Origin of the sequence: Neptuniibacter sp. 1_MG-2023, assembly GCF_030547185.1 — a bacterium.
GTDB lineage: Bacteria > Pseudomonadota > Gammaproteobacteria > Pseudomonadales > Balneatricaceae > Neptuniibacter.
Genome location: NZ_JAUOQR010000010.1, coordinates 21,683 through 43,099, shown reverse-complemented (window position 1 = coordinate 43,099; position 21,417 = coordinate 21,683). Strand labels below are relative to the sequence as shown.

Sequence of the window (21,417 nt, the reverse complement as noted above, 5' to 3'; positions counted from 1 at the left end):
TTATAGTAAAACGAAAACTTATGCGAAGTTTGCGTTTACGAAATCCCAATTAACCAGCGCCCAGAAACCTTTTAGGTAATCAGGACGAACGTTACGGTAATCGATGTAGTAAGCATGTTCCCAAAGGTCAACAGTCAGCAAAGGTGTCTGACCTGTTGTAAGTGGGCAGCCAGCATTGCTAGTGTTAACGATTTCTAGAGAACCGTCAGCGTTTTTAACTAACCAAGTCCAGCTAGAGCCGAAGTTGTTAACGGCTTTGTCGTTAAGTGCTTCTTGGAACGCAGCGAAAGAACCCCATTTAGCGTTAATTGCATCTGCAATAGCGCCTGTTGGTTCGCCACCTGCATTTGGTGCTAGGCAGTTCCAGTAGAATGTGTGGTTCCAGATCTGTGCTGCGTTGTTGAATACGCCGCCAGCAGGCGCAGAAGTGATGATCTCTTCTAGCGTTTTGCCTTCAAATTCAGTACCTGGAACAAGGCCGTTTAGCTTAACAACGTATGTGTTGTGGTGCTTGCCGTGGTGGAAGTCCAGAGTTTCTGCAGAAATGTGTGGTTCCAGAGCATCCTTAGCATAAGGTAGCGGCGGAAGTTCAAAGCTCATAAGTGTCACCTTATTTTGTCAGTCTATATTTAGACAGATTATCAGGCAGCTGCTCATCATTTTAGTACTCTCACTATGATATGGCAGCCAGTAAAAACTAATTCGGGTGAATGATAGCACTCAATACTCTATATTTCATGGTACAAAAAGTGTGTTTAATCGTTCATTTGCTATCAAATGTCGATGCTCAGGGTTGTCCTGCGACTAAAGTTTGCTGAAACTGTTGCTTATTAGCCCTAGAATGACGGCTGTTTTATTTTATATAACGATAAAAAAGTGATTATTTAACAATGTATAAAGTTCTTATTTGGATTGCGTTTGTTGCATTGGGTATTTTGGCTGTTAAAACACAGTTTTTAACCTCTGACACTTTTGAGCCTTTTAAAGAGGGGTGCATGCAAGGGGAGGGAGCAACAGAGGAGCGTTGTGATTGTTTGGCAAAATATGTTCATAAGCATTTTAGTGATAACGAAGTGAAATTGATCATGTCTAATCAGCTTAGCGATCCAGATTTCAAACTGAAGGTTGAAGAAGTGGTCAACAGTGGCTCAATTGCTTGTGCTGCAGAATAATTTTTAAGTAAAAAGCTTTCTTTTTTGAGTGAGGTTAAGCCTAGGTCTCGCTACGAGTGAAGTCCTATGGACAGGAATATGCGGATAAATGCATATTCCTGCCTACCTCCAAGCACGATCTAGTGTATATCTAAGGTTTAGATCGACATTGTTTTATCACGTAGAGTGATCTCTTCGAGTGGAAACTGTGGGTCGCCACACACGTAAAAGAAAGGGTTCTCCAATGATTCCTGCTCATTGTAGGCAAGAGGCTGCAAGTTAGTCGCATTAACTAAACGCCCGCCAGCGGCTTCAACGATGGCTTGGGCAGCGGCGGTATCCCATTCGGACGTTGGATATAATCGGGGATAAAAGTCTGCGACACCTTCAGCAATAAGGCACATCTTCAAAGAACTTCCCATCGCGTGATTGTGTACATGTCTAAAATGCTTGTATAGCTGTTTGAGTAGTCTGTCATTATTGTCCTGACCATGCCTACGGCTGGCTGTGATCACTAGCTCTTGTCCAAGTGGTCGGCTACGAATATGAACAGAATGTTGGCCATCTATTTGCTTTTTCGCTTGTAGCTGTGTGCTGCCCCAGTAACAGGTTTTTGATACAGGAACATAGATGATGCCAAGCACAGGTTTATTGTTTTCAATGAGCGCAATATTGACAGTGAACTCATCGTTACCTTGAATGAATTCTTTAGTGCCGTCCAATGGGTCTATACACCAAAACCTATCCCATTGCTGGCGTTGTTCAAAGGAAACGGTTTTACCTTCCTCGCTCAACTGTGGAATATCGGGGGTAAGAGCAAGTAGTCCTTGCTGGATGATTTCATGCGCTGCAAGGTCTGCGGAGGTCACGGGGGATTGATCCTGCTTAGTATCAATTGCAAAGTCTTTATGTTTATAGACTTGCATGATCGCTGCGCCCGCCTGCTCACATAGAGGGAGAAGCGATTTGATGAGTTTTTGATGATTCATCATTATGGCCCTTTCTTCTAGTTATAAGACCAGCATAGACCTATCTCTGTATTTATATTAGTCGCCTTTTGTCGATTGTTTAGTCAAAAAGTCTCTAACCATATATAAAGCGGCTATTGCGCGTGCTTCGGTAAAGTCAGGATCTTCAATTAATTGCTCTAGCTTATCTAGTGGCCAGCAGACAACTTCCATCTCTTCAGGTTCGTCGCCTTCTAATCTACATGGATAGAGATCCTGTGCTACAACGGCGGTGACAGTATGACCCATGTAGTTTGGTGCAGAGGACATGACTTTCAGTGTATGTAAGCGATTACTACCGAAGCCTGCCTCCTCTTTTAGCTCTCGATCTGCAGCTGTATGTTCATCTTCACCGGGATCAATTAAGCCTTTAGGTAGGGTTAAAGTGTAATCCTCTATGCCGACCGCATACTCTCGGATCAGTAATACTTCATTGTTATTTGTGATGGGGATGATCATAACCGCACCATGGCCTCGATTGGCTAGACGCTCATAAATGCGTTCTGCTCCATTGGAAAAACGGAGCTCAATCTCTTCTATCTTAAATAATCGGCTGTTGGCCGTGTTCGTAATCTTTAAAATCTCAGGTTTAATCGGCATACTGAAGTTTCCTCCTACAAATGGCCTGAGTAATGTTTGATTGGCAAAATATCGATACCGTGTTGTTAGATATGGACGGCACGCTTCTTGACCTACACTTTGACACGTTTTTTTGGCTTGAGCATCTCCCTTTACGCTATGCGCAGATACACTCCATGGAGATAGAAGAAGCTCGTCAGTGGCTTCATGAGCGTATCATAGAGGAGCTGGGCTCGCTCAATTGGTATTGCTTAGATTTTTGGACGCGAGAACTTAATGTACCTGTTGCCGAATTAAAAAAAGAGGTGGCACAAAAGATAGCTTTCAGACCCCATGTGCAGGACTTCCTTTTGTCTTTAAAGCAGCAGGGTATCCGTACTGTCATAGTGACTAACGCTCATCAGGATAGTTTATCTCTTAAAGCTGAAACAACCAATTTAGACCAATTGGTTGATCATGTGATCTGCTCACATGATTTTGGCTTGGCTAAGGAAACATTTGGTTTTTGGGATAGACTACAAGAGGTAGAGCCGTTTAATAAAGATCGAACGTTGCTGGTGGATGATAGTTTTGCGGTACTTGAAAGTGCTCGTGAATATGGAATTCGCTATCTGCTCTCAATCTTTCAGCCGGATAGTCAGCAGCCAAAAAGAGAGATCGATGGTTTTTCTGCAATCGATCATTTCAATGAAATTACACCGAAATAGAACGGAAGAGAATGACACAGCCTGAAGATAAGGTTCGTTTAGATAAATGGCTATGGGCCGCTAGGTTTTATAAAACCAGAGCAGTTGCTAAGCAGATGATTGATGGTGGCAAAGTACACTATAACGGGCAGCGAACTAAGTGTAGTCGTCATGTTGAGGTGGGGGCCACCTTAACGATTCGCCAAGGCTTCGATGAAAAAGAGATCGTTGTTGTGGAGCTGTCTGATCGTCGAGGAGGCGCTCCTGATGCGCAAAAGCTTTATAAAGAAACCGAAGCGAGTATTAAAAAGCGGGAAGAAAATGCAGCCCAACGTAAGGCTATGGGAAGTGGTTTGAATCCGCGAAATCGCCCTAATAAGAAAGAACGTCGCCAGATCATATCTTTTAAAGATGAAGGGCGCGGTATTTTTGATAAGTAGTACTTGGAATTACTGCGTTAGCCGTGACGTTCTTTTAGAGGACGACTAACGCATTCAGCATGCGCTTTAATTGGGTTGTTTTAGAATGGGTAATTGATTCAGTAGTGGGATTTTTCCAAACAAACGAATCAAAGGGCTTAATAGCTTATGTGCGCCGAGTGTTAAGTAGTGCATAAGTGGCGTGCAAAATGCCCAGCTCAATGTAATGGCTGCCGAGAAAGCGCCCCCTACCAAATTATCGCTGGCCCAGTGAGCACCGCCCACTATACGGGGCAACATAAATAATAGGGCTAAAAGTAACGCGCCTATTGAAAGTGCATTTCTCGCATTCAATATAATATATCCCGCCCATGTTAATACCACTGCAGCGTGATCCCCAGGGAAGCTATGACCTGCAGAGTCTTTGGCTGGTATATCAGGCACAATCTGACTAAATCTAAACGCAGGTTCAAGCATTAATGAAGGGCTGTTACCGCTTAAATCTATAGCTCGTGCATATTCGTAAACGGATTCGCGTATAGGAAACATCAATACCAGTAAGAGAACAAAGCCAATAAAGCTTTGCTGTAGCCGATCGCGCTTTATCCCCATACCAGGGAAAGTAACACTAACTAAAATAATGAGGAGTGGAATAATATCGAAGATACGAACATTGGCCCAAGCCCAGAAGCGTGTCCAGCCATTATCTTCAGCTAAAGTACCGTTCAATAGAAAAAAGATGTTTTGATCAATGCTTCGCCAGAAAGCAAAACCTGTATCCGTTAGGAAAAAACCTAGCCAAAGCGCGGCCAGCAGGTGGCTTATGATTAGGGCTTTGAAATTCCACTGAGTATTAAAAACGCTAATATTTGTCATTGTTATATTTGTGTCTGTAGTCGGCTCGAATAGTAGGGAGGGTATGATAAAATAAGTTCCCTGTCTTGAATATCAATTTAGGTGTTCAAGTTTATTCCGAACAAGTGAATAGATTTTATTTATATGAGCAATCCTGATCAGATCCAACGCATTATGTTTGATGAGCTGGATATAAGAGGTGTCGTTTCAGGTTTAAAGAAAACCTGTAGTGACTGTTTTGAAAACCACAACTACCCTCCAGTTATAAAGCAGGTGCTAGGTGAGATGTTGGCTGCCGTTAGCTTGCTTAGTTCTAATCTGAAGTTTGAAGGCCGTCTAATCCTTCAAGCCCAAGGGCAGGGGAATGTGCGTCTTTTGATGGCTGAAACTAATCAGCATCGTGATGTTAGAGCGATTGCCCGCTTGGAAGGGGATGTTCCTGATAATGCGACTTTTACTGAATTGTTGCCTCAAGGTCAGGTAGTGTTAACGATTGAACCAGAAAATGGGCAACGTTATCAGGGTGTAGTGCCTTTAGATGGTGAGAACTTGGCAAAATGCCTAGAGAGTTATTTCGTCAGTTCTGAGCAGTTACCTACTTATGTGCAGTTGGCTTCCGATGGCGAGACAGCGGCAGGCTTAATGTTGCAAGTTCTACCGGCGGAAGGTTCAGGTCAAGATGATTGGGAGCGTATCAGTTTTTTAGCTTCTACTTTGAAAAGTATCGAATTACTTGAGTTGGATAACGAAACCTTGCTATACCGTTTGTTTCATGAAGAAACATGTCGGCTTTATGAACCAGACAGTGTGCAGTTTAAGTGTACTTGTTCAAGAGAGCGGAGTTTAAGTTCTTTGAAGCTGGTGGGTAAGGCTGATTTGTTATCATTGATCGAGGAAGAGGGGTGTATTGATGTGAGTTGTCAGTTTTGTAATCACCATTACATCTTTGATCAAACTGATGTTGAGGCGCTATTTTCTGAAGCAGGGACGACAGATAATTCACAAAATGTACATTAATTATGTCGTCCTTAGCTCAAATTTGCGTTAAGTCAACTTAGAATCGCTTTCTGTAATGGCGTTTCGTGCGATTTTTGTGCATAATACGCGTCCTTATAAATACGATATATACATATACCTTACGCCTTATTTAGGAAACGTTATTGGCGCCTATGCCAAGGGAACCCAGTAATGACCAAAGATTCATTGAACATTGCACACCAAAATTTAAGCCCAGCTGAGCTAGTAGAAAAAGCCATTTTAAATGGTGAAGGGATATTAGCTGATTCAGGCGCCTTAGTAGTAACAACAGGTAAACGTACAGGCCGTTCTCCGATGGATCGTTACATCGTTGATGAGCCAAGTACTTCAGATTCAATCGATTGGGGCAATATTAATCGTCCTTTCGATGCTGATAAGTTTGATGCCCTATGGACTCGTGTAGAAGAGTTTGTAGCGGATAAAGAACACTTTGTATCTAACGTACATGTCGGTTCTGATCCAAGTCACTATCTTGCTGTTAAAATGACAACTCAGACTGCGTGGCAGAATCTGTTTGGTCAAAACCTGTTCATTCGCCCTGCGGAATACAATCCAAAAGCGAAAGAAGAGTGGCAAGTACTAAACGTGGCTGGGTTCGAATGTGAGCCAGAGCGCGATGGTACGAACAGTGACGGTTGTGTCATTCTTAACTTCGCTAAGCGTAAAGTATTGCTTGTGGGCATGCGTTATGCGGGCGAGATGAAGAAAGCGATGTTCTCTGTTCAGAACTTCCTACTACCAGAAAAAGATGTGCTTCCTATGCACTGTTCTGCAAACGTAGGTGAAGATAACAGCACTACATTGTTCTTCGGCCTTTCAGGTACAGGTAAAACCACCCTTTCTGCCGATCCAGATCGTTACCTTATTGGTGATGATGAGCATGGTTGGGGTAAAGGCGTTGTATTTAACCTTGAAGGTGGTTGCTACGCGAAGACTATCAACCTAAGCCAGAAAAATGAGCCAATCATTTGGGATGCGATTCGTTTTGGTGCCATCGTTGAGAACGTAACATTGAATGAGAAGCGTACTGCTGATTATGATGATACGTCACTGACTGAAAATGGTCGCTGCGCATACCCACTAGAGCATGTTGAGAAACGTACCGAGCTGAATATGGGTGATGAGCCTGATTCTATCGTATTCCTTACATGTGATTTAACCGGTGTATTGCCACCTGTTTCTGTATTAACTAAAGAAGCGGCTGCGTACCACTTCCTTTCTGGTTATACAGCACTTGTAGGTTCTACTGAGATGGGTTCTGGTGGTGGTATTAAATCTACCTTCTCTACTTGTTTTGGTGCTCCTTTCTTTCCGCGTCCAGCGCATGTTTACGCTGAATTGCTAATGAAGCGTATCGAAGAGTTCGGTTCTAAAGTTTATCTTGTTAATACAGGTTGGACTGGCGGTTCTTACGGTACTGGTGAGCGTTTCAGTATTCCAACTACGCGCGGTATTATTAGTGCTATACAGAATGGTGCCCTGACGGATGCTGAGACTGTTAAGTTAGATGGTTTGAACCTTAACGTTCCTGTTTCTGTTCCAGGTGTAGATTCTTCTTTGTTGAATCCACGTGAAACTTGGTCTGATAAATCAACCTATGATGCAGCAGCAAAAGACCTGATAGGTCAGTTTGTTGAGAACTTTAAAAAGTTCGATGGTGTATCTGAAGATATTATTGCCGCGGGTCCTAAGCTTTAATTAGTTTTCGTCGGTAAAAGAAAAGCCCCTGTAGAAATGCAGGGGCTTTTTTGTATCTGCGTTGCTTATTTGGAGCCTGTTTACTGTACGCGGAGCTTTATATCGGCACTGTTCAGATATTCAGTCTCTTGCTCTAAATCAGCAAGCGTTAGGGGGTGGTGTTCTAGCCAGCCTTCAGGGAATTCGATAATCAGCTTTTTGTTATCGATAGAAAAAGAGATAGCAGGAAGCCTGTCTTTTGAGCGACTCCGATGGAGTACGACTGCAATGCGTAGTAGTACGCAAAGGCGGGTGTAGGGCTCCTGTAAGCGTTTTGGTAAGGCTTTAAAGTCATCTTTTGGGAATTTTCGACGGTGACCTCGAACTAAGGTTGCTAGTTGAAGCTGTTCCTGTGTCGTAAAGCCAGGTAGGTCTGCGTGGGTTAGTAAGTAGGCACTATGCTTGTGGAACTGGCTATGAGCAATGGTTAGGCCAATTTCATGGGTTTTTGCAGCCCAGCTAAGCATGTCGTAGTGTTTACGCGATAGCTGCCACTCCTCTTTTACTTGAGCCCAAGCGATCAGCGCAGTTTGTTCGACTCTATCTGCTTGCTCTTGATCTACGTGGTAGCGCTGCATAATGGCATTGATGGTTCGGTCTCGAACGTCCTCATGACGTAATCGCCCGGCCATATCATAAAGCACCCCTTCGCGGAGTGCGCCTTCTGAGAAGTGCATCTCTTCAATATCAAGCGCTTCAAATGCGGCACAAAGGATCGCAACTCCGGCTGGAAAGACTTTTCTTCGCTCAGGCTTTAGATCTTCAATATCTATATCATTGCTGTTGTCAAAACTTAAGATTTTATCTTTAAGTGTGTGTAGCGCATCTTTGGTAATGCGGTCATCACTCCATCCGTTGCTGATACAAGCGTTACGAACCGCTTTTATTGTACCGGATGAACCTACTGTGCTATTCCAGCCATGGTCTTTATAGGAAAACTTGATTGACTGTAGCTCTTGAAGTGCTGCGGTTTGGGCGCGTTTGAAGTTTTTTGCACTAATGATGTCATCAGGAAAATAGCGTTGAGTGAAGCTAACACAACCCATATGCAGGCTTTCCATCATGTTAGGCTCAAAACGTTCCCCAATGATAAATTCGGTGCTGCCACCGCCTATATCAACGACTAAACGAGCGCCTTTGTCATCTGCTAATGTATGGGCCACGCCTAAGTATATGAGGCGCGCTTCCTCTCGTCCTGCAATAATCTCAAGTGGGGTGCCAAGGATGCTCTCAGCTTCTTCTATAAATTCTCGGCTATTTTTGGCTTCGCGTAGTGCGTTTGTACCGACTACCCGTACGGCATCTCTTGGTAGGTCTTTGATGCGTTGAGCAAACCGACTTAAACATTCAAGGCCTCTTTGCTTTGCCTCATCGGTTAGGTAGCGTTTGTCATTAATGCCAGCCGCGAGTTGAACTTTATCAGACATTACGTCAACCGTTCGTAATTCGCCTTGGCTGAGTTGTGCTACAACGATGTGGAAACTATTGGAGCCAAGGTCTATGGCGGCGAGAAATTGCTCTTCAATGTTCTCGCTAGCAGTATTCTGCTCGGTCATTACAAAAAAGCCTCATAGATGATAGTAGAGAGGAATTGGAGAGTAGAGTACCAAAAGAAGGCTTTGGCTGCAGTCGCTTTTCGTTAACATAATGTGACGGTGTAGTAGATGCTTGTTTTGAAACAGTTTATTGGCGTCAAACATGTTTTTGAGTGAGAAAATGGTCGCTAATTGGCTACAACCCCGTTACACAATGGCCTGTTGGGTGTTATTATCGGCGGTCTGATTAAAGTGTTGGGCGCAGCGGAGAATAGTTCCCATGAGTGAAAACATTGTAAATGTTACAGATGCTTCCTTCGACGAAGATGTTCTCAAGGCTGAATGTGCAGTCTTAGTGGATTATTGGGCTGAGTGGTGCGGTCCTTGTAAAATGATTGCTCCAGTTCTTGAAGAGATTGCAAAAGAGTATGGTGATCAGCTTAAAATTTGTAAGCTGAATATTGATGAAAACAGCGAAACACCGCCAAAGTTTGGTATTCGTGGTATTCCAACTCTGATGTTGTTTAAAGGTGGTAATGTCGAAGCAACTAAAGTTGGTGCTTTGTCAAAATCACAATTAGCGGCTTTCATCGAAGCTAATTTGTAAGCAAGTAAGCTTAGTAAAGTGTGATGTTTTATAAAACATTACACTTTCTTAACGTTTACTATAGACAGGCGGTTTTCTTCCTTCTATAGTGTCTAAAGTTTGGCCAGCCCGCTAGAATTTTATCCTTCTTTAATTTGTTTTAGCGTTGTGCCTAAAGGCCATTTTCGTATTTCTTCCTAAATTCCATCCAAATAAAAAAATCAGCTTAGTGCTTATTTCCTTCAAACTATGAATCTTACCGAATTAAAAACTAAAAGCGTTCCCGAGCTACTTGATATTGCCAAAGGCATGGGAATGGATAACTTGGCACGGTCCCGTAAGCAGGATGTTATTTTTGCTATCCTGAAACGCCATGCTAAAGGTGGCGAAGATATTTATGGCAACGGTGTCCTTGAAATTTTACAGGATGGCTTTGGCTTTCTACGTTCAGCTGACTCCTCATATCTAGCCGGTCCTGATGATATTTATGTATCACCAAGCCAGATCCGTCGTTTTAATCTGCGCACGGGTGATACGATTGAAGGCAAGATTCGCCCGCCGAAGGATGGTGAGCGTTATTTTGCTCTGTTGAAAGTTAATGAGATTAACTACGACAAACCAGACAACGCCAAGAACAAAATTCTATTCGAAAACCTGACGCCGCTATTTGCGCAGGATCGTCTGAGAATGGAGATCGGGAATGGTAGTACAGAAGATCTGACTGCCCGTGTTATCGATCTTGTTTGCCCTATGGGTAAAGGTCAGCGTGCATTGGTGGTATCTCCACCTAAAGCGGGTAAGACCTTAATGTTACAGAATATTGCTAACAGCATTACGCGTAACAACCCTGAAACCCATCTAATCGTTTTGCTAATTGATGAGCGTCCAGAGGAAGTAACTGAGATGCAGCGCACCGTTCGTGGTGAAGTTGTTGCATCAACGTTTGACGAGCCTCCATCACGTCACGTTCAAGTAGCTGAGATGGTTATTGAGAAGGCAAAACGCCTGACTGAGCATAAAAAAGATGTAGTGATCCTGCTGGATTCGATCACACGTTTAGCGCGTGCTTACAACACAGTTATTCCTTCATCGGGTAAAGTGTTAACAGGTGGTGTTGATGCTCATGCACTTGAACGTCCTAAACGTTTCTTCGGTGCTGCACGTAATATCGAAGAGGGTGGAAGTTTGACAATTATCGCTACGGCGTTGGTTGATACAGGTTCCAAAATGGACGAAGTTATTTTCGAAGAGTTTAAAGGTACAGGTAACTCTGAGGTTCACCTCGATCGTAAGATTGCTGAGAAACGAGTGTTCCCTGCCATTAATATCCGTCGTTCGGGTACTCGTCGTGAAGACTTGCTGACTTCTGAAGAAGAGCTGCAGCGTATGTGGATTCTACGCAAGCTGCTTGACCCAATGGAAGATACGGCAGCAACAGAGTTTGTGATTGATAAGTTGAAAGACTTTAAAACAAATGATGAATTCTTCCTGTCGATGAAACGGAAATAAACCAGTTTACGTATAAAAGGGTGAGCTTATGCTTGCCCTTTTTTGTTTTTACTAGGTTCTATATATGGCAACTCCAAAATACAAAGATCTACGCGACTTTATCCACATGCTGGAAGAGCGTGGCGAACTTAAGCGGATTAAACAGGAGATTGATCCTAATCTTGAAATGACAGAGATTAGTGACCGGACTCTAAAAGCGGGTGGTCCTGCGCTCTTGTTTGAAAACCCTAAGGGCTATGATTACCCCGTGTTGACTAACCTTTTCGGCACGCCGGAACGGGTTGCTATGGGCATGGGTGAAGACAGTGTTGTAGCTTTGCGAGAGGTTGGAAAGCTTTTAGCGCAATTGAAAGAGCCTGAGCCTCCAAAAGGAATGAAGGACGCGTGGGATAAATTGCCTATATTTAAACAGGTTTTGAATATGGGCCCTAAAGTCGTGAAAACAGCGGCTTGTCAGAAACATGTTATCGAAGGCGATGATGTGGATCTGAATAAATTACCTATTCAAACCTGCTGGCCTGGCGATGCCGCACCTTTAGTTACATGGCCACTAGTTATTACCCGTGGGCCTAATAAAGAGCGTCAAAACTTAGGTATTTACCGTCAGCAGCTGATTGCGAAAAATAAGTTGATCATGCGTTGGTTGGCTCATCGCGGCGGGGCGTTAGATTTTCGTGAATGGAAACAGGAGCACCCTGGTGAACCGTTTCCTATCGCGGTGGCTTTAGGCGCTGACCCAGCTACTATTCTTGGTGCAGTAACGCCGGTGCCTGATACCTTATCAGAATACGGTTTTGCCGGTTTATTGCGCGGTGGTAAAACTGAAGTGGTTAAGTGCTTAGGCAATGACTTGCAGGTGCCCGCAAGTGCAGAGTTTATTTTAGAAGGTTATATTCAGCCAGATGAAATGGCTGATGAAGGCCCGTTTGGTGACCATACTGGGTATTATAATGAGGTAGATAGTTTCCCTGTTTTTACTGTTGAGCGTATTACTCATCGTAGTAATCCTATCTATCACAGTACCTATACAGGACGGCCGCCAGATGAACCCGCTATCTTGGGGGTGGCATTGAACGAAGTTTTTGTGCCTATTTTGCAAAAACAGTTTCCTGAGATTGTCGATTTCTATCTGCCACCAGAAGGCTGTTCGTATCGTATGGCAGTTGTGACGATCAAGAAGCAATACCCAGGGCACGCAAAGCGTATTATGTTAGGAGTTTGGTCTTTCTTACGCCAATTTATGTATACAAAATTTGTCATTGTTTGTGATGATGATGTGAATGCACGAGATTGGAATGATGTGATCTGGGCGATTACTACACGTATGGATCCCCAACGCGATACAGTGATGATTGATAATACACCTATAGATTATCTTGATTTTGCATCGCCCGTTTCGGGGTTAGGCTCAAAGATGGGTATGGATGCCACCAATAAATGGGAAGGTGAAACCACTCGTGAGTGGGGCGTGCCGATTGAAATGGATTCTGAAGTACAGAAAAAAGTCGATGACCTGTGGGATGACCTAGGTATTCTGGATTGATTGATGGCTCATAAGATAGAGATCGAAAATATTGGCCGTATACTTATGGGTCAATCCGGCGAAACTTTATTGGAGAGTCTCTGGCGGCATGGCTATCAACTTCGAGTGGGTTGTAGAAATGGCGTTTGTGAAATATGTGAAGTTAGGCTGATAGATGGCGAGATTATTCAGCATTACCCTGAAAAGCATCTGAAATTAAATAAAACAATAAATCAGATGTCAGAGGAAGTGCTTGCTTGTACATGTCGGCCTTTAAGCGACGTTAGGGTGAAAATAGAGGGGCTGCAATGCCCTGGAGAGCTACTAGTGAAAAAACTGCAATGTGATATTACAGCGATTGAAAAACTGAATGCAGATGTTTATCGGGTGCGCCTTCAGTTACCTGCTACAGCATCTATGTCTGCTGAGTTTTATGCAGGTCAATATTTAGATTTAATCCTACCTAATGGGAAGCAAGCATCGTTCTCAATAGGTTCTGCACCTGATCAGGGCCGTAACTTAGAGCTTCATATTCGCCACGTACCTAGTGGTGAGATGTCTAATGATATTATTCAGCATCTACAAAGTGCTAGTACGGTGGAAGTTGAAATCCCTAAGGGTGATTGTTATTTACAGGCGCATAAGATCAGTCCTGATACGCGATTAATTTTTGCGGCAGCAAGTACCGGTTTTGCACAAGTGAAGAGTGTGGTTGAACACCTTTTAGCTAATCAGTTTAGTAACCCTATCTATATTTATTGGGGGGCTCGAGTAGAGGATGATATCTATTTAGGTAACCTTCCTTTGCAGTGGGCAGCAGAGCATACCAATGTGCATTTTGAGCGGGTTGTGAGTGAATCTGAAAATAGTCCAAATTGGACCGGGCGGGTTGGCCTGTTGCCTGAAGCTATTTTGGATGACTTTAATGATTTTGATAATGTAGAGATCTTTGCCAGTGGTTCGCCGGCGATGGTTTATGCCTTACTTGAAGCTTGTGAAGCGAAAGGTTTTAAGGAAGAGCATATGCACTCGGATGTTTTTGCTTACGCGCCAAGAAGTAAGTAAGAGTTCGGGATACGGATACTTGTTATCAACTATAAAAAAGGGATGCAAAGCATCCCTTTTTTATATGCGCTATTTTAATCGCTAAGCTTTTTCCTGTTCTGGCATAGGCAGTTCAGGTAGTCCCGATGCAACTAGATTAAGGTTCTGTTGTAATAGGGCTTGGGCACGTTCTCCATCACCTAAATGACGCAGTAGACGGGCTAATTCAGCTAAGGTTTCCGAGCTGGGGCCAAGTTCGAGACTGTGCTCAAAATACTTAACCGCTTGCCCCCAATGTTGATTCCGCATGGACAGTCGCCCTAAGGTTAGTTGTAAGCCTGGACTATCATCATGAGATTTTAGCCAACCACGTGCGGTATCTAATTGTTTCTTCGCGTTTTCACCGCTGAGGCGTCCATAGAGGTTCACTAATTGTTCATTCCAGTTACGCTTAATAAGATCTCTAAGGTTCTGTTCAGCACGCCCCTCTGCGCCAAGGGAGACAAGTAGTTCTGTGTAGCGTTGGACTAAGTCTCCATCTCGTGAAAGCTCACTGGGAAGATCGCTCCATGCTTTCCCTAATGCTTTGAGTCGATCGTCATTGCTCGTTTCAACGGGGAGCTTGCTGACGCTTTCATCTAGTAACTGGCTATAGCACTCACGGCTAAGCTGAGTGAGCTCTTCATCTTTTAGCGCTTGATGCTTGCGTAATACTGGAATGAGCTTAGATAGTGCCTGCCAGTCATTCAGACGTAGGTAGATATCTTTTAGGAGCTTCATTACATAAGTATTCTTCGGCGCTAAAGTACGCAGGCGTAGAAGAGTGGCTAAGCAAGGTTCTAGCTGGCCGCGTGATAGTTGTATCTCTGCTTGAGATATAGCAACAGTCACTTCTGCTTCGGGCGTTGAGTTACGTGCTTTTTGTAACAACTCGTCTGTTGCTTGTTCATTATTTTGTTCATGGGCTGCACGTGCAGCAGCTAAATAGTTGACTAAAGGTAGATCTGAGCGCTCTGCTGCTTGCGCTAGCTGTTTCTGTGCTTGAGCCCAGTTCCCTTCCGATAAAGAGGTCAGTCCTTTCAGCGTTTTACGGCGGCTAATTAGGTGGTTGCGATGATCTTTCCACGCTTTTAGTTTAGCTGTAGGTAATTTTGTATGGGTCAATACATTGATTATCCAATGCAAGAGGATAAAGGTAATGAGCAGGGCTACCAGTAGCACCCATAAGCTGGTTTCTATGGTGGTCTGATTATAGGCGATCAAGACATAACCGGAGTCCTGAATCATCAGTTCTCCGACAAAGGCGCCGGCCCCTAAAATAACTAATAGAATAAGGAACAAAATCTTCATTAGGATGCTCCCTGTTCCTTCAGTTTAGCCATCTGGGCTAAGTAGCCTTTAAGTGTGCGTAGCGAGCCTGAGATGTCAGGCATCTCTGCGGTAACTTTGACGCTTTGTAGTTCAGTAATGTTCTTTAGAAGGCTTTGGGTTGTACTGTCTTTCTCTTCAAAATAGGTAGAGATCCAGTCCTGTGCTTTTGCTAAACTCGCGTCATAAGAGGCTTGTTTGCGTTGCAGTAACGCGAGTTGTGCCTGTTCCAGCATTAGATGCAGGTTTTGTTGCAGATAGTAGGATTGCTCAGGTGAGAGTAGTGGCTCAATTGGCTCGTCTCTATGTTGAATCACAACCAACTTATCAAGTTTATCGACAGCTTTACCCCATGATGCTTCTAGGCCAGCAGTCCAAGATTCAGAGACTGAATCGGGTGTTACTTCTTCCAGCAAGTCGGGTAGCTTGCGCTGCTCGGAAATAGGAATTAGGCGTAGGTTGGGCACTTGCTGGTTAAGGGCATCTAATTTTAAAAATACCCCTTCAGTATCCAGTGCGGGTACGGCTTCTAGGGCAGCGATATCAGAGGCGAGGGCTTTGCGAACTTCATAGATCGAAACGTCATCCGTCTCTTTGAGTATTTTATCCGCAGATTTTAATAGCTTGATGGCACCATCAGTCGTTTGTTCCATCAATACGCGCTGGTTCGCTAAGCGTAAAAGGTATTCCACTTCGGCAAGTAACCAATCTTTACGGGAGGTGCTTTGTGTTGCAGTAACTTGCTGGATGCTTTTCGTTAAGCGGGCTTGAAGCTCATCAATATTATTCTTGTCTGCTTGGCTCTGTGCTTGTAACTGGCCAAGTTTTTGATTCATGCTGGCAAGAGATTGATCGATTGAACCTTGTGCAGCACTGAGTGAAGCGCTTACTTGGGCTTCAATGGCAGCGTTATTTTGTTCAACGTTGTTCGTTTGTTGAAGGGATAACCAGTAAAGATAGCCTGCGGCCCCGAGAGCAATAATCGATAGAGGAAGGGCTAATTTACCCGGCCATGTCGCTCGCTGTTTCTCTTTTTTTGTGAGCTTTTCGGCGGCGGCTTCATTGGCGGCAGCTGTTTTGTTTATTTCAGCACTTTTGACGGCTTCATCGATCGCCTCTTTGACCTCAGCGTCTTCAGCAGAAGGAGTCGTTTTGACCTGGTCCTTTGATTCCACTGCTACAACCTCTTCGGTTGTATCCTTTGTTGTCTCTTTAGCGGCCTCGTCTAACACTTCAGGTGTGTTAGTTTCTGGCGCTTCAGTGCTCTCTTCCTGTGGCGTTTTCTTCTTGTCGCTCATCTGTCGATTTCCGCAAAAGTCAGTTACTGCAACAAGGTGGTGATCATTGATTGATCATCAGGGCCTGCTGCTGTGGTTATTCTTGTGAATCCTGCTGATTCAGCGTCGTGCTTAATACGTTCACTTGGCACTATAAGATGGCATTTTAATAGTGAATCAGTGCTGAATTGTTGTTGGCTTCCTTTACCTATGCTCATCAAGTTGTGTAAACCTTCTCCACTACTGATAAGAATGGCATCAAGCTCATTGTTATATAAGGCTTCAGCAACCTCGCCATCATTGTATGTTGGTTGTTCACGGCGGTAGAGTTCAGCATAGCTAACCTCGGCGCCTCGTGCACGTAGTTCTTCGGCCAATTTTTCACGACCGCCTTCTCCGCGCATGATAAGCACCTTGTCTCCGCGAATGTTGTCGAGTGCTGGAGAGGCAAGCAGTGTCTCTGAATCGTAGCCTAATGGGCTGTGATAGGCATCTATACCATAGTTGCTTAGGGCGTTAGCGCTTTGCTTGCCTATAGCTAACCATTTTATGCCTATCGGGAGCTGTGGCCAATACTGATCAATCCAATCATAGCCGTTATGTACTGCATTTGGACTAACAAATATTAAATGCTGAAAGTTATCTAAATCTAATATTTTCTGTTTTAGAGCAGAGTAGTTAGTGTCAGATTCTGTGATCGGGCTAATTTTGAGCAGAGGGAAAGCGATAGGCTCCGCGCCATGGCTGCGGAGCGCTTGAATTAAATGTTGGGCCTGATGTAGTGGTCGAGTAACGAGTACTCTCAAGCCAGTTAGATGCTCTTTTTGCATAGTTTAAGCATTAGAAGCGTTATAAACAGCGTCTAAAATCTCTTTAGCGCCTGCAGTTAATAAGCGCTCGGCGACTGCGATACCCATAGCTTCCGCGTCTTCCGGTTTGCCTGTTTCTTCTTCTCTGAGAATAAGTGTGCCATCAGGTTTTGCCACTAAACCACGTAAATAAAGCTCGCTGTTATCATCATTAAGAGTGGCATAGCAGGCGATGGGTACTTGGCAGCCACCTTCTAAGCGTCGGTTCATAGCGCGCTCAGCGGTTACTCTCCATGTGGTTTCTTGGTCGTGTAGAGCTTGAAGTAGCTGTATTAACTCGGCATCATCCGTGCGGCACTCAATGCCAACGGCGCCCTGTCCTCCGGCTGGCAGGCTCACATCTACAGAGATTTCCGTGCGGATACGTTCTGGCATTTTTAGACGTAGAAGTCCTGCGGTTGCCAGAATGATTGCATCATACTCTCCGTCATCTAACTTACGTAAGCGAGTATTCACATTGCCGCGTAGCCAGTTGATCTTAAGGTCTGGACGTCTTTCCCTGATCTGTGCTTCGCGTCTAAGGGAAGATGTGCCAACGATAGCCCCTTCAGGAAGTTCATCAATACTGTTGTAGTTATTAGATACAAAGGCATCGGTAGGGCGTTCGCGTGGGCAGATAACGGCCAAACCTAAACCCTGAGGAAATTCCATCGGTACATCTTTCATGGAGTGAACAGCAATATCCGCTTCGCCCGATAGCATAGCTTCTTCTAGCTCTTTAACAAAAAGGCCTTTGCCGCCTACCTTTGCTAATGGAGCATCGAGTATTTTGTCGCCTTTAGAAACTATGCCTAAAATTTCAACATTGATGTCAGCATGGTGGCGTTCAAGTTCAGCTTTAACATACTCTGCCTGCCAAAGGGCAAGAGGGCTTTTTCGGGTCGCGATGCGGATTGTTCTGCTCATAAAAGTTGTCTCTAGTACGACATTTGGAATATTTATGGCCAATTGTATCAGATTGCCGTGCTTGATATAGCCGCGTGAAGTCAAAGGGCGTGATATAATGTTGCGCAAATTTACAGAGTTGGCCTGAATTAGGTTGCAGCATAAACTGAGTTAGTAGAGGTTTTCCCATGAGTGATAAAACCAACCAGCAGTGGGGTGGTCGTTTTAATGAGCCAACTGATGCGTTTGTAGCACGTTTTACAGCATCGGTAGAGTTTGATCAGCGCATGTATCTGCAGGATATTCGCGGTTCTATTGCTCATGCAAAAATGCTGACCCAAGCGGGCGTGTTAACAGAGCAAGAGCGTGATGACATTATTCGTGGTTTAGGTGAAATTCGCGTTGAGATTGAGCGGGGTGAGTTTGAGTGGTCTATTGCGCTGGAAGATGTGCATATGAACATAGAAGCTGCTCTAACTGCTAAAATCGGTATTACAGGTAAAAAGCTACATACGGGCCGTTCGCGTAATGATCAGGTGGCTACAGATATTCGTCTTTATCTACGCGATGAGATCGATCTTATCTTGCCGGAGATTACGCGTTTACAGCAAGGCTTGTTGACCTTGGCCGAAGGCGAGGCTGACACCATTATGCCTGGTTTTACGCACTTGCAGACGGCTCAGCCGGTCACATTTGGTCATCACCTGCTAGCATGGTTTGAAATGTTAAGCCGCGATTATAGCCGTTTTGTTGATTGCCGTGAGCGTGTCAATATTATGCCTTTAGGTGCTGCTGCTTTAGCGGGCACTACTTACCCTATTCAGCGTGATTTAACCTGTGAGCTGCTTGGCTTTAGTGCACCGGCTGAAAACTCTTTAGATGCTGTATCCGATCGGGACTTTGCGATTGAATTCTGTGCCGCTTCTAGTGTGCTGTTAATGCATATGACACGTATGTCTGAAGAGTTAGTGTTATGGACATCGGCGCAGTTTAACTTCATTAACTTGCCGGATCGTTTCTGCACGGGCTCTTCTATTATGCCGCAGAAGAAAAATCCTGATGTACCTGAGTTAGTACGTGGTAAGAGTGGTCGAGTTTATGGTCATTTAATGAGTTTGTTAACTTTAATGAAGTCTCAGCCGTTGGCGTACAATAAAGATAATCAAGAAGATAAAGAGCCTCTGTTTGACACTATAGATACAGTGAAAGGTTGTTTGCGTGCGTTTGCCGATATGGTGCCGGCATTAGAATCGAAGAAAGAGAGTATGAGGGAAGCCGCGCTCCGTGGTTTTTCTACAGCCACTGATTTAGCTGACTATCTTGTTCGTAAAGGTATGCCGTTCCGTGATGCCCATGAGGTCGTGGGTAAATCCGTTGCTTATGGTATTGAGCAGAACAAAGATCTAGGTGAAATGAGCTTAGAAGAGTTAGTACAGTTCTCTGATACGATTGAGCAGGATGTATTTGAAGTGCTGAGTCTAGAAGGTTCTGTTGCAGCCCGTGACCATATTGGTGGCACTGCTCCTGATCAAGTTCGTGCGGCGGTTAAGCGTGGCCAGGCTAAGCTGGACCAGCGTAGCTAAATGCTTTTAATAGTTAAGAGCTTTTAGTCGATGGATCAGTCAAAAAAACGCACCTTTTAAAGTGCGTTTTTTTTGAGATTTCGTCTGATTGTTTACATACTCTGCCCTTAGTGAAAAAGGGTGAGTGTTCCTAGCCAGACGGTTTCGCCTATTTGTTAAAGACAATATCGACCATTAAGTCGTTGGCAATGTTTTCAATAGATGTTTGAAGCTCATCAAGATCTAAGTCAGTGCTTGCTAATAGTTCGGCTTCTGCTTTAAAGAGCAGTTCAGCAGACATTGAGCCAGATACGAGTTCGGTAGTGAGGCGTTCAACGTTGACATGATGTTTTGCTAGCACGCTGGATATATCACGTACGATACCGGGTTTATCGTGACCGACAAGTTCTAAGGTGAACTGCTGCGTGGGAACGGTATTTTCTTGTGCGTCGGAGCGCTCTGCCGTAACTTTAAGCCCTTGAGACTCTAATGCTGATAAGTCATTGATTAACTGCTCAATGTTTTGCTTTGGAACTTCTGTAATTAGAATGCCTGCAAACTTTCCCGCTAAGCGCGACATGCCTGATTCAAGCCAGTTGCCGCTATTATTTGCGATGGTTTGTGCTAGCATCTCTACCAACCCAGGTTTATCAGGGCCGATGACTGTTAATACAAGAGATGTCATCATAATTCTGCTCCACTCTATTACATCATTATTTATTTTAAAAAGTACTATACCACTATGCTTGAAATAATCAGTGCCTTATGGCCCGTATTTGCGTTGATTCTATTGGGGTATGCTGCCAAAAAGGCGCAATTTCCAGGGGAGGATTTTTGGCGACAGGCCGAAAAAGCGACCTACTTTATTCTTTTCCCTACCTTGTTGGTTACGCGGTTATCAACAACGGATATGTCGGTGGTGGACTTGGGCGCCGTTGGTCTAACTATATTGTTAATGGTGTTGATCGCGAGTGCGTTAGCATTTTTAGTCAGGCTCTTTACTCAGTTTGATGCGGCGGGTTTCACTTCCCTTTATCAAGGCTCTGTCCGGTTCAATGTTTATGTAGGTTTAGCCGCCTCTGCAACGCTTTATGGGAGCTTAGGTCTTGCTGTAGGTGCTGTAGTGATGGCGATCATGATCCCGTTACTGAACCTTTGTTGTGTGTTGGTTTTCTCCGTTTTTACACATAAAAGTGGAAACATAAGCTCTATTTTTCTTGCCATTATTAAGAACCCTCTGATTATAAGTAGCTTGTTAGGGTTACTGCTTAACCAGACAGGGTTAGGTTTTCCTCTTATTTTAGAGCCTGTAGCTGAATTATTGAGCCGGATGGCCTTGCCTTTAGGTTTGCTATCCGTTGGTGCTGGATTGAGTTTTAGAGTGCTGGTCAAAAGCGGTAAAGAGATCGCTTGGGCATCTATTATCAAGTTAGGCTTCATGCCGTTAATTGCGTTTGCGCTGTGTTTTGTTTTGGCTTTAGATCTGGAGAGCGCGGAGGTTATTTGGTTGTACGCTGCGTTACCAACGGCAACTTCGTCTTATATATTGGCACGCCAGTTAGGCGGTGATGCACCGATGATGGCCGCTATTATTACTGGGCAGACGTTAATTTCGATGATTTCCATACCATTTATGTTAATTTTCTTGTCTTTTTTGCAAAAATCATTATAAATCAGTAAGTAATTGGCACTTTCTATCTTTTTGGATTAAAGTTAAGACGTAACTTGCCGAAACGCTAATTTAAGTGATATTTCGCGAATAGTTGCAAAATATTTGAAATGTGAAAG

The 21,417-nt window shown here is 44.1% G+C and carries 21 protein-coding genes; 11 read left to right on the top strand and 10 right to left on the bottom strand.

Features of this window, described 5'->3' with window-relative positions:
• Window positions 1–18: 18 nt before the first annotated feature.
• Window positions 19–600 carry a superoxide dismutase gene (locus tag Q4492_RS11845; protein ID WP_067863030.1) on the bottom strand — a complete coding sequence of 194 codons (582 nt, stop codon included), beginning with the start codon at window positions 598–600 and terminating at the stop codon, window positions 19–21.
• Between the two features lie 290 nt (window positions 601–890).
• Here Q4492_RS11845 and Q4492_RS11840 point away from each other — a divergent pair, with 290 nt between their 5' ends.
• Window positions 891–1,172: a hypothetical protein gene (locus tag Q4492_RS11840; protein WP_303418158.1), complete on the top strand. Its 282-nt coding sequence runs from the start codon at window positions 891–893 to the stop codon at window positions 1,170–1,172.
• A 137-nt stretch (window positions 1,173–1,309) separates the two neighbouring features.
• Here Q4492_RS11840 and cysQ read toward each other — a convergent pair whose 3' ends face one another.
• Together cysQ and nudE are read right to left on the bottom strand one after the other, a co-directional pair.
• Window positions 1,310–2,143: a 3'(2'),5'-bisphosphate nucleotidase CysQ gene (cysQ, locus tag Q4492_RS11835; RefSeq protein ID WP_303418156.1), complete on the bottom strand. Its 834-nt coding sequence runs from the start codon at window positions 2,141–2,143 to the stop codon at window positions 1,310–1,312.
• 54 nt (window positions 2,144–2,197) lie between these two features.
• A complete protein-coding gene (gene nudE / locus Q4492_RS11830) occupies window positions 2,198–2,758 on the bottom strand; it encodes an ADP compounds hydrolase NudE (protein WP_303418153.1) in 561 nt (186 codons plus the stop codon).
• Between the two features lie 32 nt (window positions 2,759–2,790).
• On the opposite strand from nudE, the gene yrfG reads away from it, so the two are divergent.
• Together yrfG and hslR are read left to right on the top strand one after the other, a co-directional pair.
• Entirely contained in the window at window positions 2,791–3,444 is a 654-nt protein-coding gene (yrfG, locus tag Q4492_RS11825; RefSeq protein WP_303418151.1) for a GMP/IMP nucleotidase, read from the top strand.
• 11 nt (window positions 3,445–3,455) lie between these two features.
• Entirely contained in the window at window positions 3,456–3,863 is a 408-nt protein-coding gene (gene hslR / locus Q4492_RS11820; protein ID WP_303418149.1) for a ribosome-associated heat shock protein Hsp15, read from the top strand.
• A 66-nt stretch (window positions 3,864–3,929) separates the two neighbouring features.
• Here the strand turns inward: hslR and Q4492_RS11815 are convergent, their stop codons facing one another.
• The gene (locus Q4492_RS11815) at window positions 3,930–4,718 is read right to left on the bottom strand and encodes a phosphatase PAP2 family protein (protein ID WP_303418147.1); all 789 of its coding nucleotides are present in this window, start codon (window positions 4,716–4,718) and stop codon (window positions 3,930–3,932) included.
• Window positions 4,719–4,841: 123 nt separating this feature from the next.
• On the opposite strand from Q4492_RS11815, the gene hslO reads away from it, so the two are divergent.
• On the top strand, window positions 4,842–5,714 hold the full coding sequence (gene hslO, locus Q4492_RS11810) for an Hsp33 family molecular chaperone HslO (RefSeq protein WP_303418145.1): 873 nt from the start codon (window positions 4,842–4,844) through the stop codon (window positions 5,712–5,714).
• A gap of 171 nt (window positions 5,715–5,885) precedes the next feature.
• Window positions 5,886–7,433, top strand: a complete 1,548-nt coding sequence (locus Q4492_RS11805) for a phosphoenolpyruvate carboxykinase (RefSeq protein WP_303418143.1) — start codon at window positions 5,886–5,888, stop codon at window positions 7,431–7,433.
• 80 nt (window positions 7,434–7,513) lie between these two features.
• Here the strand turns inward: Q4492_RS11805 and ppx are convergent, their stop codons facing one another.
• Window positions 7,514–9,028, bottom strand: a complete 1,515-nt coding sequence (gene ppx, locus Q4492_RS11800; protein ID WP_303418140.1) for an exopolyphosphatase — start codon at window positions 9,026–9,028, stop codon at window positions 7,514–7,516.
• A gap of 259 nt (window positions 9,029–9,287) precedes the next feature.
• Between ppx and trxA the strand changes: the two genes are divergently transcribed.
• The 4 genes from trxA to Q4492_RS11780 all read left to right on the top strand — a co-directional run bounded on the left by trxA (window position 9,288) and on the right by Q4492_RS11780 (window position 13,689).
• Window positions 9,288–9,614 carry a thioredoxin TrxA gene (trxA, locus tag Q4492_RS11795; protein ID WP_067863000.1) on the top strand — a complete coding sequence of 109 codons (327 nt, stop codon included), beginning with the start codon at window positions 9,288–9,290 and terminating at the stop codon, window positions 9,612–9,614.
• Between the two features lie 228 nt (window positions 9,615–9,842).
• Complete coding sequence (gene rho / locus Q4492_RS11790; RefSeq protein ID WP_067862996.1) at window positions 9,843–11,102, top strand: transcription termination factor Rho; 1,260 nt, start codon at window positions 9,843–9,845, stop codon at window positions 11,100–11,102.
• Window positions 11,103–11,166: 64 nt separating this feature from the next.
• Window positions 11,167–12,645, top strand: a complete 1,479-nt coding sequence (gene ubiD, locus Q4492_RS11785) for a 4-hydroxy-3-polyprenylbenzoate decarboxylase (protein WP_303418137.1) — start codon at window positions 11,167–11,169, stop codon at window positions 12,643–12,645.
• A gap of 3 nt (window positions 12,646–12,648) precedes the next feature.
• Entirely contained in the window at window positions 12,649–13,689 is a 1,041-nt protein-coding gene (locus tag Q4492_RS11780; protein ID WP_303418135.1) for an FAD-binding oxidoreductase, read from the top strand.
• 81 nt (window positions 13,690–13,770) lie between these two features.
• Here the strand turns inward: Q4492_RS11780 and Q4492_RS11775 are convergent, their stop codons facing one another.
• The 4 genes from Q4492_RS11775 to hemC are packed head-to-tail and all read right to left on the bottom strand — an operon-like array spanning window position 13,771 to window position 18,088.
• Entirely contained in the window at window positions 13,771–15,018 is a 1,248-nt protein-coding gene (locus Q4492_RS11775) for a heme biosynthesis HemY N-terminal domain-containing protein (RefSeq protein WP_303418134.1), read from the bottom strand.
• A complete protein-coding gene (locus Q4492_RS11770) occupies window positions 15,018–16,334 on the bottom strand; it encodes a uroporphyrinogen-III C-methyltransferase (protein WP_303418133.1) in 1,317 nt (438 codons plus the stop codon). Before Q4492_RS11770 ends, Q4492_RS11775 begins: the two co-directional genes overlap by 1 nt.
• A gap of 23 nt (window positions 16,335–16,357) precedes the next feature.
• Window positions 16,358–17,143, bottom strand: a complete 786-nt coding sequence (locus Q4492_RS11765; RefSeq protein WP_303418132.1) for a uroporphyrinogen-III synthase — start codon at window positions 17,141–17,143, stop codon at window positions 16,358–16,360.
• 3 nt (window positions 17,144–17,146) lie between these two features.
• On the bottom strand, window positions 17,147–18,088 hold the full coding sequence (gene hemC / locus Q4492_RS11760) for a hydroxymethylbilane synthase (protein WP_303418131.1): 942 nt from the start codon (window positions 18,086–18,088) through the stop codon (window positions 17,147–17,149).
• 167 nt (window positions 18,089–18,255) lie between these two features.
• On the opposite strand from hemC, the gene argH reads away from it, so the two are divergent.
• On the top strand, window positions 18,256–19,650 hold the full coding sequence (gene argH / locus Q4492_RS11755) for an argininosuccinate lyase (RefSeq protein ID WP_303418130.1): 1,395 nt from the start codon (window positions 18,256–18,258) through the stop codon (window positions 19,648–19,650).
• A 148-nt stretch (window positions 19,651–19,798) separates the two neighbouring features.
• Here argH and Q4492_RS11750 read toward each other — a convergent pair whose 3' ends face one another.
• Window positions 19,799–20,317: a glycine cleavage system protein R gene (locus Q4492_RS11750; protein WP_303418129.1), complete on the bottom strand. Its 519-nt coding sequence runs from the start codon at window positions 20,315–20,317 to the stop codon at window positions 19,799–19,801.
• A 54-nt stretch (window positions 20,318–20,371) separates the two neighbouring features.
• On the opposite strand from Q4492_RS11750, the gene Q4492_RS11745 reads away from it, so the two are divergent.
• Complete coding sequence (locus tag Q4492_RS11745; RefSeq protein ID WP_303418128.1) at window positions 20,372–21,301, top strand: AEC family transporter; 930 nt, start codon at window positions 20,372–20,374, stop codon at window positions 21,299–21,301.
• Window positions 21,302–21,417 lie beyond the last annotated feature (116 nt).